Here is a 15,097-nt window from a genome sequence, read left to right on the forward strand (position 1 = left end):
GGGGGGTGACAGTGTTGGGCAGTGAGGTGCGCGAGGGGTATCGGGCCGGGTTCGCCTGTTTCATCGGGCGGCCCAACGTCGGCAAGTCGACTTTGATGAACGCCTTGGTCGGGACCAAGGTGGCGATCACCAGCAGCCGTCCGCAGACGACGCGGCGGGCCATCCGGGGGATCGTGCACCGGCCGGACGCGCAGCTCGTCGTCGTGGACACGCCCGGCCTGCACAAGCCCCGGACGCTGCTGGGGGAACGGCTGGACAGCCTCGTCCGGTCCACGCTCACCGAGGTGGACGCGATCGGGTTCTGCGTGCCCGCCGACCAGCCCGTCGGGCCCGGCGACAAGTACATCGCCCGTGAGCTGGCGGCCGTGAAGAAGACCCCGGTCGTCGCGATCGTGACCAAGACCGACCTCGCGCCGCCCGAGCGGGTGGCCGAGCAGCTCCTCGCGGTCGGCCGGCTGGGCGAGTTCGCCGACATCGTGCCGTGCTCGGCCGAGAGCGGCTTCCAGGTGGACCTGGTCGGCGACCTGCTGATCTCCCACCTGCCGGGCGGCATGCCGCTCTACCCGGAGGGCGACCTCACCGACGAGCCCGAGCAGCTCCTCGTCGGCGAGCTGATCCGTGAGGCGGCGCTGGAGGGCGTCCGCGACGAGCTGCCCCACTCGATCGCCGTGGTGGTGGACGAGATGCTCCCGCGTGAGGGCCGCGACGACCTCGTCGACATCTACGCGCACCTGTTCGTCGAGCGGTCCAGCCAGAAGGGCATCATCATCGGGCACAAGGGGTCGCGGCTCCGCGAGGTGGGTGCGGCGGCGCGGCGGCAGATCGAGGCGCTGCTCGGCACCAAGGTCTTCCTCGATCTGCGCGTCAGCGTCCTCAAGGACTGGCAGCGCGACCCCAAGCAGCTCCGGCGGCTCGGGTTCTACGACTGATCTCTCCCGGGGTCGTCCCCGGCGGGGGCCTCCCGGTCCTGACGGCCCCATGCCTGATCTTCCTGGGGCCAGGCGGCGTACGGGTCGGCCGCGTACCGCTGGTCGGTGTACAGCCACTGGCCGGTGTACTGCTGGTCGGTGTACTGCTGGTCGGTGTACCGCTGGTCCGTGTACTGCTCGTCCGCGTCCTGCCGGCCGGTGTACTCGGGCTGCCGCTGGTACTGGTCCGGTCGGCGCCGGGGCCTGGACACACGCTCGGTGATGGGCCGGGCCAGGCTGAAACCGACCACCAGCAGGGCCGTGATGACGGCCATGTACCAGCCGTAGCGGACGGTGATCTGGTAGCCGAAGTCCAGGCCGGTCTGGGGCAGGTTGTCGCTGACGTCGCTGAGCCGCAGGACGAAGATTCCGCAGACGAGCAGGGCGAGGGTGCCGGGAATCGCGGCGAGGGCGCCGATCCGCGCGTCCCGTCCGATCAGGTCCCAGAAGGCAAGCGCGATCGCGACCACGGCCAGCACCGGGACGGCGACGACCATGGTGTCGGCGTCGATGCCCGCCAGGCTCCCGAGGTCGCGGCCGATCGGCCGCCCGAACAGCTCGATGACGATCTGCGCGTGCGCCCACGGCAGGAACGCCGACACCAGCAGCACCGCCCCCGCGGTGATCGTGGCGAGGCTCCAGGCGGCGCCGCGCCGCGGCTCCGCGGACGTCGCGCCGGAGGCCGGTTCCCAGGCGCCGTCCGGGGGCGGCGGATAGCCGTCGACGGGCGGCAGGAAGGACGGGCGCGACCGCTCGCGGCCCGCGTCGGAACCCAGGTCACCGGTCATGGACCCAGCGTAAACGCAGGAACCGCATTGCCCGTACGGCCACGTCGGGGCGCACGGATCGGTAGTTTGGAATGAAGTCCGTTATGGGAGGAGAACCGCGGTGTTGCTCGTTTTCGGCCTGACGGCGGTGTTCCGTACCGTCGGCGAGGGGACGTTCCACTGCCCGCAGTGCGGGGGTGACCGTGCCTTCCGGAGGCGCGCCGGGCGCCGCTGGTTCTCGATGTTCTTCGTCCCCCTGGTGCCCCTGTGGCGGCTCGGGCAGGCCGTGGAGTGCCGGACGTGCCGCGGCCGCTTCCCGGTCTCGGCGCTGCGGACGCCGACCGCGGAGCAGATGGCCGAGGCCCTCGCCGCGGGCATGCGCGCCGCGGCGGCCCTGGTGCTGCGCGCCGGCGACCCCGCCGACCCGGCGGCCCGCGCACGCGCCATCGACACGGTGGCCGGCTACGGCGAGCCCGGGTTCGACGGGACGGCCGTGAACGCCGACCTCGCGCTGCGGCGCACGTTCCTCGAGCAGGAGATCATCCGGGCCGGGGCCCATCTCGCCGTGGAGGCCAAGGAGTGGTTCCTCGCGCAGGCCGTCCGGATCGGGCTGGCGGACGGCCCGCTCGGCGATGGGGAGCGCCAGGAGCTGCACGGGATCGCGGACCTGCTCGGCATGTCCCGCGCCTACGCGCTGGGCGTGATCGTGACCACCGAGGGGGCGTCCCGCTGACATGAAGCGCGCCGCCGACATGGATGCCGCCGGGAGGGCGCTGGTCCGGCCCCCGGGCCCGCGGCTGGCGGAGGGAATCGTCACCCATGCCGCCCGCCGCCCCGTCGACGTCGCGCTCGCGGCGCGCCAGCACGAGGCGTACGTCGCGGCGCTGCGGTCGGCCGGCTGGCGGGTGCGGGCCGTCGCGGCCGCCGACGACCAGCCCGACGCCGCGTTCATCGAGGACGCGCTGGTCGTCTGCGGCGACGTCGCCGTCGTCGGCCGGTCCGGGGAGGAACGCCGCAGGGGCGAGCTGCCGGGCGCGGAGCAGGCCGCGCGCGAGCTCGGCCTGCGGGTCGAGCGGATCAAGGAGCCGGGCACCCTGGACGGCGGTGACGTGCTGCAGGTCGGCGACACCGTCTACGCGGGACGCGGCGCCCGGACGAACGAGGAGGGCATCTGCCAGCTCGCCCATCTGCTGGGCGGGCGGAAGGTCGTCCCGGTGGACGTCCGCGGCTGCCTGCACCTGAAGTCGGCGATGACGGCGCTGCCGGACGGCGCGCTGATCGGCGTGCCGGAGATGGTGGACACCGCGGTGCTGCCGTGCCTGCGGGTACCCCGGGAGCCGGCCGGTGCCCACGTGGTGGTCATCGGGCACGGCCACGTCCTGATGTCGGCGTCCGCGCCGCGCACCGCCGCCCGGCTCGCCGCCGACGGGCTGCGCGTCACCAGCGTGGACATCAGCGAGTTCGAGGCGCTCGACGGCTGCGTGACCTGCCTGTCCGTGCTCGTCCCCTGACCGGCCCACGGGAATTTCACCGGCGTGCGGCACCGTTCTCGTGAGACGGAAGAGGTTCCCGTTGTCTCAGCATGCGGACGCCGGTTTCCGTAACACGGATGGCATCTGTTAACTTGGCGAACGTGTTGCGTGAGCTGCTCCTCCTTAGCGGCCGCAGCGGGGGCCTGTAACCAGGCCGGCTCCCTCGCTGCGGGACTGCGTCGTGCACGTCGGCCGCGAGGTTCGAGCAGAAGGTTCTCATTCGATGTATCCGCGACAGCAGACCTCCGGTATGCCCGCCCAGCGCTACCGGCCGTTCGCCCCGATCAAGCTCACCGACCGCACCTGGCCCGACGCGGTCATCGCCGAGGCGCCGCGCTGGTGCGCGGTCGACCTGCGGGACGGCAACCAGGCCCTGATCGACCCGATGGACGCCGACCGCAAGCTACGGATGTTCGAGCTGCTGGTACGGATGGGCTACAAGGAGATCGAGGTCGGCTTCCCGGCCGCGAGCCAGACCGACTACGACTTCGTCCGGCAGATCATCGAAGAGGACCGGGTCCCCGATGACGTCGTGATCCAGGTGCTGACGCAGGCCCGCCCCGAGCTGATCGAGCGGACCTTCGAGTCGGTGCGCGGCGCGAGGCGGGCGATCGTCCATCTGTACAACTCCACCAGCACGCTCCAGCGCCGCGTGGTGTTCGAGCAGGACCGCGACGGCATCACCGCGATCGCCGTCGAGGGCGCCAAGCTGTGCGCCAAGCTCGCCGAGGACATGGGCGACACCGAGATCTTCTTCCAGTACTCGCCCGAGTCGTTCACCGGCACCGAGCTGGAGTACGCCGTCGAGGTCTGCAACGCCGTCAACGACGTGTGGAAGCCCACCCCGGACAAGAAGGTCATCGTCAACCTGCCGGCGACGGTCGAGATGGCCACGCCGAACGTGTACGCCGACCAGATCGAGTGGATGAACCGGAACCTGGCCCACCGGGACTCCGTCATCCTGTCGCTGCACCCGCACAACGACCGCGGCACCGCCGTCGCCGCCGCCGAGCTCGGCTTCATGGCGGGCGCCGACCGCATTGAGGGCTGCCTGTTCGGCAACGGCGAGCGGACCGGGAACGTCTGCCTGGTCACGCTGGGCCTGAACCTGTTCACCCAGGGCGTCGACCCGCAGATCGACTTCTCCGACATCGACGAGATCCGCCGGACGGTCGAGTACTGCAACCAGCTGCCCGTCCACGAGCGCCACCCCTACGGCGGCGACCTGGTCTACACCGCGTTCTCCGGTTCCCACCAGGACGCCATCAACAAGGGCTTCGCCCACCTGGCCATGGACGCCGAGGCCGCCGGGGCACCGGTCGGCGAGTACCGCTGGGAGGTCCCGTACCTGCCGATCGACCCGCACGACGTCGGCCGCACCTACGAGGCCGTGATCCGGGTCAACAGCCAGTCCGGCAAGGGCGGCGTCTCCTACATCATGAAGACCGAGCACTCCCTGGAGCTGCCGCGCCGGCTGCAGATCGAGTTCTCCCGCGTCGTCCAGGAGCACACCGACAGCGAGGGCGGCGAGGTCACCGCCGAGCGCATGTGGGAGATCTTCCAGAGCGAGTTCCTCACGAGCGGCCCGCGCGCCGGGCTGCTGGCGCACCGCACGACCTCGCGGGTGGACGAGAAGGACGCGATCAGCTGCGACATCCGCGTCGACGGGGAGATCCGCGAGATCGAGGGCGTCGGCAACGGCCCCGTCTCGGCGTTCGAGGACGCCCTGGCCACGGTCGGCGTCGACGTCCGCGTCATGGACTACGCCGAGCACGCGATGAGCGCGGGCGGCGACGCGCGCGCCGCCGCCTACGTCGAGTGCGATGTGAACGGCAGGTCCGTGTGGGGCGTGGGCATCGACGGCAACATCGTCACGGCGTCCCTCAAGGCGATCCTGTCCGCGGTGAACCGGGTCGCCCGGACGCAAGGGACGTAAGCGGTTTGCGTCAGGGTTAAACGGCTTGCGGTGTCACGTCGTATAGTTGCGGCATGACACGTCGACTGGCCGAGGTCGCCAAGAAGGTCGGAGTCAGCGAAGCCACCGTCAGCCGGGTCCTGAACGACAAGCCCGGCGTGTCGGACGCGACGCGCGCGGCCGTCCTCACGGCCCTCGACGTGCTCGGCTACGAGCGCCCCACCCAGTTGCGGGGGGAGCGGGCCCGGCTGGTCGGCCTCGTCCTGCCCGAGCTCGGCAACCCGATCTTCCCCGCGCTGGCCGAGGTCGTCGGCGGCGCCCTCGCCCAGCGCGGGTTCACGCCGGTGCTGTGCACGCTCACCCCGGGCGGCCTGTCGGAGGCCGACTACGTCGAGATGCTCCTCCAGCAGCAGGCGTCCGGGGTGGTCTTCGCCGGCGGGCTGTACGCCGAGGCCGACGCGTCCCATGAGCACTACCACCGGCTGCTCGACGTGCGGCTCCCGGTCGTGCTCGTCAACGCGGCCAGCGAGAAGCTCAGCTTCCCGCAGGTGTCCACCGACGACGCCGTCGCCGCCGAGCAGGCGTTCGCCCACCTGCTGTCCCTCGGGCACGAGCGGATCGGCCTGGTCCTCGGCCCCGAGGACCATGTGCCCTGCAGCCGCAAGCTGGCCGCCGTCCGCGCCGCCGCCGAGAGCGCCGGCGTCGGGCTGCCCGAGGCCCGGATCAGGCGCAGCATGTTCTCGCTGGAGGGCGGGCAGGCCGTGACCGGGCGCCTCATCCGCGACGGGGTCACCGGCATCATCTGCGCCAGCGATCCCCTCGCGCTCGGCGTCATCCGGGCGGTCCGGCGGCTCGGGATGTCGGTGCCCCGGGACGTTTCGGTCGTCGGTTATGACGACTCGGCGTTCATGAATTGCGTGAACCCGCCGCTCACCACCGTCCGGCAGCCGATCGAGGCCATCGGGCGTGCGGCGGTGACGCTGCTGGTGAACCAGGTGGAGGGCGCGTCCGTGACCGCCGAGGAGCTGCTGTACGAGCCGGAACTCGTCGTCCGCGCCTCGACCGCTCCCGTGCGAACCGCCTGACACTTCCATTTCCGGATCGTCCGAAAGCCGTCCTGATGTAGGGCGGCTTTCGCTGTCCCGACCGTGCTTACGTGCTTGGACCGAGCCACTTGTGCGGTTTTTGCGCATACTCATTCAAGTATTGCATTGCCATGTTGGTCTATGTATGTTCCTCGCAATCGGCCGACCCGACGGCCCAGGAGGAACCCCATGAGATCCCGGATTCTCGCCACCATGCTCACCGCGGTCATCGGCACGGCCGTCGCCGGCTGCGGCGGTGACGGCACCGATGGCAAGGACACCGCGCCCCTGGACGGGGGCACCAAGGTGTCGATCACGGTCGGCTGCATGCCGGCCAAGAGCCAGGAGGCCCAGCGCAAGGAGTGGAACGAGGACGTCGCCGCGTTCCAGAAACTGCACCCCAACATCACGATCGTCGGCAAGGACGCCTTCCCCTGCATCGACCCGCAGACCTTCCAGGCGAAGCTGGCGGGCGGGCAGATGGAGGACGTCTTCTACGTCTACTTCACCGACGTCCAGAACATCGTCGCCAAAGGCCAGGCCGCCGACCTCACCCCCTACATCGGCCAGGTCGGGCAGTACGAGAGCCTCGACCCGACCGTGGCGAAGGTCTTCAAGAACGACGGCAAGGTGTACGGGCTGCCGAGGCAGAACTACACGATGGGCCTGTTCTACAACCGCGAACTGTTCGAGCGGGCCGGCCTGAACCCCGACGCGCCGCCCAGGACCTGGGCCGAGGTACGGGAGGCCGCCAAGAAGATCAGCGCCCTCGGCGACGGCATCGCCGGATACGCCGAGCTCAGCGCCAAGAACCAGGGCGGCTGGCACTTCACCACCCTGATCTACAGCCAGGGCGGCGACATGGTGACCGCCGACGGCGGGAAGTCGGCGTTCAACGGTCCGCAGGGCAGGGCCGTCCTGCAGACCCTCAAGGACATGCGCTGGACGGACGACTCGATGGGCAGCAAGCAGCTGCTCGTCGACGCCGACATCCAGCGGATGATGGCCGCCGGCAAGCTCGGCATGTACCTCGGCGCCCCCGACAACGCGACCGCGCTCGTCGACCAGTTCAAGGGCGACTACGAGAACTACGGCATGGCGCCGATCCCCGGCGGGACGGGAACGCTGCTGGGCGGCGACGGATACATGATCAACCCCAAGGCGTCCCCCGCGAAGATCAAGGCCGGGCTGATGTGGCTGGAGTACTACGCGCTCACTCCCGGCCAGGGGCAGCTCGACTACGCCCGCGCCGCGAAGGACGGCCGGCCGGTCGGGCTCCCGCAGCCCAGGCTGTTCGGGCAGAACGCCGTCGGGCAGAAGGACCGCGAGCTGCGCGCCGCGTCCGCCAACCTGCCCGTCCAGAACTTCAAGCCCTACGAGGACGCCTACACCACCGTCCCCGGCAAGCTCGAACCCCCGCAGGCGCAGAAGCTCTACGCCATCCTCGACTCGGTCGTGTCGGCCGTACTGACCAGGCGCGACGCGAACATCGACGAGCTGCTCGCGGACGCGCAGGAAAAGGCCGACGCCGTCCTCGCGCGGTCCGGTTCCTGACGCCGCGGCGAACTGACGCCCGCACCGGGGCGCCGGCGGCTGCCGCCCGTTCACCCGGCGCAGCCGCCGGCGTCCCGGACCTCCCGAGGAGACGACCAACATGATCACAGCGCGGACCCTCGCGCGCCCCGCCGAGCGGAAGCGGCGCACGCCGACGCGCGCGAGGCGGATCGTGCGGCGCAACCTGACCGCGTACGGGTTCCTGTGCGGGGCGCTGATCTGCTTCGCGTTCTTCTCCTGGTACCCGATCGTCCGCGAGGTGCTGCTCAGCTTCCAGCAGACCAACTTCGTCGGGGACACCCGCTGGGTCGGCCTGGACAATTTCCGCACCGTGATCGCCGACCCGGTGTTCGTGGAGGCCTGGGTCAACACCGCGATCTTCACGCTGCTGGCCCTGGTGATCGGGTACGCCGTCCCGTTCGTCATCGCCATCGTCCTGAACGAGCTCAAGCACGCCCGCGGCTACCTGCGCTTCGTGGTGTACCTGCCGGTGATGCTGCCGCCGGCGGTCGCGGTGCTGCTGTTCAAGTGGTTCTACGACCCGGGACCCGGGCTGTTCAACCAGATCCTCGGCCTGTTCCACCTGCCGGGGCTGAGCTGGCTCGACTCCACCGACACCGCGCTGATCTCGCTGGTGCTGGTGTCGACGTGGATGAACCTCGGCAGCGGCACGCTGATCTACCTGGCCGCGCTGCAGACGATCCCCGGCGAACTCTACGAGGCGGCGGAGCTGGACGGGGCAGGGCTCTTCCGCCGCATCAGGCACATCACGATCCCGCAGACCAAGCTGATCCTGCTCGTCATGCTGCTGCTGCAGATCATCGCGACCATGCAGGTGTTCATCGAGCCGTTCCTGCTGACCGGCGGCGGGCCCGAGGACGCCACCGTCACCGTCGTCTACCTCATGTACCAGTACGCGTTCAACTTCACCAACTTCGGCGGCGGCGGCGCGCTCGGGCTGATGCTCATGCTCGTCCTGATCGTCTTCTCCGCCGTCTACCTGCGCGTCTCGCGCGAGGAAGCGAGGTAGGGCGGATGTCGCAGACGCGCACCCTCGTCTCGCCGCACACGCTCGCCACCGGGCGGGGAAAGGCGGTCTACTGGACGGTCTTCGGCACCGTCGTCCTGACCTTCACGTTCGTGTTCGTCTTCCCGCTGTACTGGATGGTCACGGGCGCGATGAAGTCGCCGGACCAGCTGGCGGAGGTCCCGCCGAGCCTCTTCCCGAGCGGCATCGACCTGTCGGGCTACCGGGAGGCGTGGCGGCAGCTCGACCTCGGCAAGTACATGTGGAACACCACGGTCTACGCGTTCGGGGCGTGGCTGTTCACGCTCGGCGTCGACGTCGCCGCCGCGTACGCGCTGTCGAAGCTGCGCCCGCTGTTCGGCCGGGCGATCCTCGCGATGATGCTGGCGACGCTGATGATCCCGCCGCTGGTGATCCTGCTGCCCGCCTACCTGACCGTGAAGGACCTGCCGATCCTCCACGTCAACCTGCTGAACACGCCGTGGGCGATCTGGCTGCCGGCCGCCGCGAACGCGTTCAACATCTTCCTGCTCAAGCGGTTCTTCGACTCCATCCCCATCGAGCTGCTCGACGCCGCGGAGGTGGACGGCGCGTCCCCGGCCCGCATCCTGTGGTCGATCGTGCTGCCGGTGTCCCGGCCGATCCTCGGCGTCGTGTCGATCTTCACGGTGGTGAACGTGTGGCGGGACTTCGTCTGGCCGCTGCTGGTGCTGCCCGACACCGACCGCAAGACGATCAGCGTGGCGATCGCGTCCCTCGCCGTGCAGGTACCGCAGAACGTGCTGATCGGCTCGCTGGTGATCGCGAGCGTGCCCACCATCGTCGTCTTCTTCGTCTTCCAGCGGCACATCATGGCCGGCCTCACGGCGGGCGGCCTGAAGGGCTGACGTCCCCAGGCCCCCCAGGACCGTTCCGCCCTTCGTTTCACTAAGGAGTTGCACGCATGCCCGAAGAATGGTGGCGGGGCGCGGTGATCTACCAGGTCTACCCGCGCAGCTTCGCCGACGGAAACGGCGACGGCGTCGGCGACCTCGCCGGCCTGCGGGACCGGCTGCCCTATCTCGCCGGGCTCGGCGTCGACGCCCTGTGGCTGAACCCGTGGTACCCGTCGCCGATGGCGGACGGCGGCTACGACGTGGCCGACTACCGGGACGTCGCGGCGGTCTTCGGCACGCTCGCCGAGGCCGAGGCGCTCATCGGCGAGGCCCACGCCGCCGGGCTGCGGATCATCCTGGACGTGGTGCCCAACCACGCCTCGGACGAGACCGCCTGGTTCCGCGAGGCCCTCGCCGCCGGGCCGGGATCGCCCGCCCGGGAGCGTTTCTGGTTCCGTCCCGGCAAGGACGGCGGGCCGCCCAACGACTGGCAGTCGATCTTCGGCGGGCCCGCATGGACCCGCGTCCCGGACGGTGAGTGGTACCTGCACCTGTTCGCGCCCGAGCAGCCCGACTGGAACTGGAACAGCGCCGACGTCGCCGGCGAGTTCCACGACGTCCTGCGGTTCTGGTACGAGCGGGGCGTCGACGGCATCCGCATCGACTCGGCCGCGCTGCTGGTCAAGGACCCCGACGCCGAACCCGACGGCCTCGACCCGTTCACCGACCGGGACGGCGTCCACGACATCTACCGGGGCTGGCGCAAGATCACCGACGCCTACCCCGGCCGGATGCTGGTCGGCGAGGTGTGGCTGCCCGACCAGGAGCGGTTCGCCCGCTACCTGCGCCCGGACGAGATGCACACCGCGTTCAATTTCGACTTCCTCAACTGCGCACTGGAACCGGACGCCTTGCGGAAGGTGATCGACACGACCCTCGCGACCCACATCCCGCTGGGCGCGTCCCCCACGTGGGTGCTGTCGAACCACGACGTCGTCCGGCCGGTGACCCGCTACGGCCGCGCCGACACCTCGTTCGACCTGCAGGACCGCCGGCACGGCGCGCCGACCGACGGGATCCTCGGCGTCCGCCGCGCGCGGGCGGCCGCGCTCCTGGCGATGGCGCTGCCCGGCGCCGTCTACGTCTACCAGGGCGAGGAACTCGGGCTCCCCGAGGTCGAGGACCTCCCCGACGACCTGCGCGAAGACCCGATCTGGACGCGTTCGGGCCACACCGACCCGGGCCGCGACGGCTGCCGGGTCCCGCTGCCCTGGTCGGGCGACCGGCCGCCGTTCGGCTTCGGCGGCGACCCGTGGCTGCCGCAGCCGCCCGGCTGGAAGGACCTCACCGTCGAGGCGCAGGACGCCGACCCCGGCTCGATGCTGAACCTCTACCGGAACGCCCTGGCCCTCCGACGCGAGCATCTGGGCGACGGCTCCCTCACCTGGCTTCCGTCCCCGGACGGCGTCCTGGCGTTCACCCGCGACTCCGGCCTGACCTGCGTCGTGAACCTCGGCGCCGAGCCGGTGCCGGTCACCGGCGAGGCGCTGCTGGCGAGCGGCCCCATGCCGGACGGCCTGCTCCCGCCCGACACGGCCGCCTGGCTGAGTTAGCTCCCGTACTTCTGCCGCTCCTCCCAGGCAGGTGTCCCCACCCCCGCATCACCGACAGGGAGAAGAACCAGAGATGAGACAGAAGTCCCTCCGCATCCTGGTGGCCGCGGCGATGGCCGCCGCCGGGCTGGTAGTCCTGGCGGCGCCGCCCGCGGCCGCCGAAACGAATCTGGCCGCGGGCAAGGCCGTGTCCGCCAGCAGCTCCAACGGACAGTACGTCGCGTCCAACGTCAACGACGGCGACCAGGCGACCTACTGGGAAAGCGCCAACAACACCTTCCCGCAGTGGATCCAGGTCGACCTCGGCGCCTCCGTCGACACGAACAAGGTCGTCCTGAAGCTCCCGACCGCGGACTGGGGCACCCGCACCCAGTCGCTGTCCGTGCAGGGCAGTACGGACGGGACGACCTACACCGACCTCGCCGGCCCCGGGGGACGCGTCTTCGACCCGGCGTCCGGCAACACCGTCACGCTGACCTACGACGCGAAGCTCACCCGCCACCTGCGCGTCCACATCACCGCCAACACCGGCTGGCCCGCCGGCCAGCTCTCGGAACTGGAGGTCTACGGGCCGTCCACCGGTGACCGGACCCCGCCGACCGCACCGTCCGGGCTCGCGTTCACCGAGCCGTCCGCCGGGAAGATCCGGCTGACCTGGAACGCCTCGTCCGACGCGGCCGGCGTCACCGGATACGACGTCTACGCCAACGGCGACAAGCGCGCGAGCGTGGCGGGCGGCGTCCTCACCTACACCGACGATCAGCCGGACACCGCGACCGTGTCGTACTACGTGCGGGCCCGGGACGCGGCGGGCAACGTCTCGTCCAGCAGCGACGTCGTCACGCGGCAGGGCGAGGGCGGCGGTACCAACCTCGCCGCCGGAAAGCCGATCACCGCCTCGTCGCACGTCCACACGTTCGTGGAGACCAACGCCAACGACAACGACGTCGCGACGTACTGGGAGTCCGGATCGGGCGCCTACCCGGCCGCGCTCACCGTCGACCTCGGCCCCAAGGCCGACCTGACCTTCGTCGTGGTGAAGCTCAACCCGGACGCGGCGTGGGCGACGCGAACCCAGACCATCGAGGTCCTCGGCCGCGGCGGCCCCGACGGCTCCTTCACCACCATCAAGCCTTCCGCCACGTACACCTTCGACCCGGCCACCGGGAACACCGTGACGATCCCGGTCGTCGCGACCGCGGCCGAGGTGCGGCTGAAGGTCACGTCCAACTCCGGTGCACCCGGTGGTCAGGCCGCCGAGTTCCAGGTCTTCGGCACACCCGAGCCGACCCCCGACCTGACCGTCACCGACGTCACGTGGACACCGTCCGCGCCGATCGAGACCGACGAGATCACCCTGCGGGCGACCGTCCGGAACATCGGGACGGGCGGGGCGGACCCGAGCGGCCTCGACTTCCTGATCGGCGACCGGCGGGCGGCGTCCGCCGAGGTCGGCGAACTGGCGGCGGGTGCGTCCGCGACCGTCTCGGCCTCGATCGGCACCCACGACGCGGGTTCCTACACGGTCGGCGCCGAGGCGGACGCCGGGGACGGCACCATCGAACTCAACGAGACCAACAACGCGCGCACCGCCGGTTCACCGCTCACCGTCGGGCCGGTGCCCAGCTCCGACCTCGTGGCGCAGGCCGTCACCTGGAGTCCCGGCAACCCGCGGCAGGGCGACACCGTCACCTTCTCGGTGACGCTGCGCAACACCGGCACCCGGCCGACCGCCGGCGGCGCCCACGGGATCACGCTGAAGGTCCTGGACGGCGACGCCGCGGTGAAGACGCTGACCGGCTCCTACAACGGTTCGCTCGCACCTGGCGCGTCGAGTGCCCCGGTCGGCCTCGGCACCTGGACGGCGGGCGATGGCCGCTACACGGTGCGGACCGTCATCGCCGCCGACGCCAACGAGGTACCGGTCAAGCGCGACAACAACACGTCCGGCCACGTGCTGTTCGTCGGACGCGGCGCGCACCTGCCGTTCGACATGTACGAGGCGGAGGACGGCGCGCTCGGCGGCGGCGCGGCGATCGTCGGCCCCAACCGCGAGGTCGGCGACCTGGCGGGCGAGGCGTCCGGCCGCCGCGCGGTCACGCTCGACTCCACCGGCAGCAGCGTCGAGTTCACCACGAAGGCGCCCACCAACACCCTCGTGACCCGGTACTCCATCCCGGACGCGGCGGGCGGCGGCGGCATCGACTCGACCCTCAACGTCTACGTCGACGGGACGTTCCTCAAGGCCATCGACCTGACGTCCCGGTACACGTGGGTGTACGGAGCCGAGGCGAGCCCGAGCAACTCCCCGGGCGCCGGGCCGCCCCGCCACATCTACGACGAGGCCAACCTCATGCTCGGCACCACGGTGCCGGCCGGCAGCAGGATCAAACTGCAGAAGGACGCCGCGAACACCACCACCTACGCAGTCGACTTCATCAACACCGAACTGGCGACCGCCGCGCCGAACCCCGACCCCGCCGCATACGCGGTGCCCGCCGGGGTCACGCACCAGGACGTCCAGAACGCCCTGGACAAGGCACGCCAGGACCCCGGCCTGACCGGCGTCTACCTGCCGCCGGGCGACTACGAGACGACGAGCAAGTTCCAGGTCTACGGAAAGGCGGTCAAGATCATCGGAGCGGGACCGTGGTTCACCCGCTTCCACACCCCGCGGGACCGGCAGAACACCGACGCCGGGTTCCGCGCGGACGCCACCGCGAACGGCTCCACGTTCTCCGGCTTCGGCTTCTTCGGCAACTACACCTCCCGCATCGACGGCCCCGGCAAGGTGTTCGACTTCTCCGACGTCAGCGACATGACGATCGACGACATCTGGGCCGAGCACGTCGTCTGCCTGTTCTGGGGCACCAACGTCGACGATTCCACGATCAGGAACTCGCGGATCCGCAACATGTGGGCCGACGGCCTCAACTTCACCAACGGGAGCAGCGACAACCACGTCGCCAACGTCGAGACACGGACGACCGGCGACGACGGCTTCGCGTTGTTCCCGGCGATCGACAACCACCACGAACAGCAGACCGGCAACGTCTACGAGGACCTGACCTCGCTGCTGACCTGGCGGGCCGCCGGCCTGGCCGTCTACGGCGGAGGCGGCAACACCTTCCGCAACATCCATATCGCCGACACCCTCGTCTATTCGGGGATCACGATCGCGACACTGCAGTTCGGGTCCATCCCGGCCCTGGGCTTCGAGGCGGCGCCGCAGACCAGGTTCGAGAACATCTCGCTGGTGCGGGCGGGCGGCCACTTCTGGGGCCGGCAGACCTTCCCCGCGCTGTGGCTGTTCTCGGGCGAGTTCCCGTTCCGCGGCATCCGGATCAGCGATGTCGACATCGTCGACCCGACCTACTCCGGGATCATGTTCCAGACCAAGTACACGGGAGGTCGGGCGCTCGACCCGATCACCGACACCGTGCTGACGGACGTCAGCATCTCCGGTGCGCGTAAGAGCGGTGACGAGTTCGACGCCAAGTCCGGCTTCGGGATCTGGGTCAACGAACTCCCCGAGCCCGGCCAGGGACCGGCGGTCGGCTCGGCGACCTTCAACGGCCTGGACCTGCACGACAACTTCCAGGACGTCAAGAACACCACGACCACGTTCACGATCAACCGGAACCCCTGACAGGGGCCGGGGGCCGCGGGTGTTGGGAGGCGCCCGCGGCCCCCGCGCGTCCGGCCCGCATCTCGGCCATCGGTACAGGACGGGCACGCGGAACCAGGGGACCCGCGCCGCA

11 protein-coding genes are annotated in these 15,097 nt (G+C 70.5%); 10 read left to right on the forward strand and 1 reads right to left on the reverse strand.

Annotation, left to right across the window (positions count from 1 at the left end; genetic code table 11):
* Positions 1-5: 5 nt before the first annotated feature.
* A complete protein-coding gene (gene era, locus ACTWPP_RS31150; RefSeq protein WP_443107943.1) occupies positions 6-929 on the forward strand; it encodes a GTPase Era in 924 nt (307 codons plus the stop codon).
* Here era and ACTWPP_RS31155 read toward each other — a convergent pair.
* Positions 920-1,756, reverse strand: coding sequence for a hypothetical protein (locus ACTWPP_RS31155; protein WP_443107944.1), 837 nt, complete (start codon positions 1,754-1,756; stop codon positions 920-922). The genes era and ACTWPP_RS31155 overlap by 10 nt on opposite strands.
* Before the next feature lie 100 nt (positions 1,757-1,856).
* On the opposite strand from ACTWPP_RS31155, the gene ACTWPP_RS31160 reads away from it, so the two are divergent.
* From ACTWPP_RS31160 to ACTWPP_RS31200, 9 genes are all read left to right on the forward strand, one after another.
* On the forward strand, positions 1,857-2,468 hold the full coding sequence (locus ACTWPP_RS31160; RefSeq protein ID WP_443107945.1) for a hypothetical protein: 612 nt from the start codon (positions 1,857-1,859) through the stop codon (positions 2,466-2,468).
* Between the two features lies 1 nt (position 2,469).
* A complete protein-coding gene (ddaH, locus tag ACTWPP_RS31165) occupies positions 2,470-3,246 on the forward strand; it encodes a dimethylargininase (protein ID WP_443107946.1) in 777 nt (258 codons plus the stop codon).
* 244 nt (positions 3,247-3,490) lie between these two features.
* Positions 3,491-5,203 (forward strand): 2-isopropylmalate synthase, encoded by a 1,713-nt coding sequence (gene leuA, locus ACTWPP_RS31170; RefSeq protein ID WP_443107947.1) that lies wholly within the window; start codon positions 3,491-3,493, stop codon positions 5,201-5,203.
* Between the two features lie 53 nt (positions 5,204-5,256).
* A complete protein-coding gene (locus tag ACTWPP_RS31175; RefSeq protein ID WP_443107948.1) occupies positions 5,257-6,267 on the forward strand; it encodes a LacI family DNA-binding transcriptional regulator in 1,011 nt (336 codons plus the stop codon).
* A gap of 189 nt (positions 6,268-6,456) precedes the next feature.
* Positions 6,457-7,821: an ABC transporter substrate-binding protein gene (locus tag ACTWPP_RS31180; RefSeq protein WP_443107949.1), complete on the forward strand. Its 1,365-nt coding sequence runs from the start codon at positions 6,457-6,459 to the stop codon at positions 7,819-7,821.
* 100 nt (positions 7,822-7,921) lie between these two features.
* A complete protein-coding gene (locus ACTWPP_RS31185; protein WP_443107950.1) occupies positions 7,922-8,851 on the forward strand; it encodes a carbohydrate ABC transporter permease in 930 nt (309 codons plus the stop codon).
* Positions 8,852-8,856: 5 nt separating this feature from the next.
* Positions 8,857-9,735 (forward strand): carbohydrate ABC transporter permease, encoded by an 879-nt coding sequence (locus ACTWPP_RS31190; RefSeq protein WP_443107951.1) that lies wholly within the window; start codon positions 8,857-8,859, stop codon positions 9,733-9,735.
* A gap of 56 nt (positions 9,736-9,791) precedes the next feature.
* Complete coding sequence (locus tag ACTWPP_RS31195) at positions 9,792-11,336, forward strand: glycoside hydrolase family 13 protein (RefSeq protein ID WP_443107952.1); 1,545 nt, start codon at positions 9,792-9,794, stop codon at positions 11,334-11,336.
* A 73-nt stretch (positions 11,337-11,409) separates the two neighbouring features.
* Entirely contained in the window at positions 11,410-14,985 is a 3,576-nt protein-coding gene (locus ACTWPP_RS31200) for a discoidin domain-containing protein (protein WP_443107954.1), read from the forward strand.
* Positions 14,986-15,097: the final 112 nt, after the last annotated feature.

The organism is Actinomadura sp. 3N407 (genome assembly GCF_052245875.1).
In the GTDB taxonomy this organism is placed as follows: Bacteria; Actinomycetota; Actinomycetes; order Streptosporangiales; family Streptosporangiaceae; genus Spirillospora.

What these genes read in the sequence shown, in the direction of transcription:
- ACTWPP_RS31195 (WP_443107952.1), top strand. Translation starts at nt 9,792, where the DNA reads ATGCCCGAAGAATGGTGGCGGGGCGCGGTGATCTACCAGGTCTACCCG.
- ddaH (WP_443107946.1), top strand. Translation starts at nt 2,470, where the DNA reads ATGAAGCGCGCCGCCGACATGGATGCCGCCGGGAGGGCGCTGGTCCGG.
- leuA (WP_443107947.1), top strand. Translation starts at nt 3,491, where the DNA reads ATGTATCCGCGACAGCAGACCTCCGGTATGCCCGCCCAGCGCTACCGG.
- ACTWPP_RS31155 (WP_443107944.1), bottom strand. Translation starts at nt 1,756, where the DNA reads ATGACCGGTGACCTGGGTTCCGACGCGGGCCGCGAGCGGTCGCGCCCG.
- ACTWPP_RS31190 (WP_443107951.1), top strand. Translation starts at nt 8,857, where the DNA reads ATGTCGCAGACGCGCACCCTCGTCTCGCCGCACACGCTCGCCACCGGG.
- ACTWPP_RS31180 (WP_443107949.1), top strand. Translation starts at nt 6,457, where the DNA reads ATGAGATCCCGGATTCTCGCCACCATGCTCACCGCGGTCATCGGCACG.
- ACTWPP_RS31185 (WP_443107950.1), top strand. Translation starts at nt 7,922, where the DNA reads ATGATCACAGCGCGGACCCTCGCGCGCCCCGCCGAGCGGAAGCGGCGC.
- ACTWPP_RS31175 (WP_443107948.1), top strand. Translation starts at nt 5,257, where the DNA reads ATGACACGTCGACTGGCCGAGGTCGCCAAGAAGGTCGGAGTCAGCGAA.
- ACTWPP_RS31200 (WP_443107954.1), top strand. Translation starts at nt 11,410, where the DNA reads ATGAGACAGAAGTCCCTCCGCATCCTGGTGGCCGCGGCGATGGCCGCC.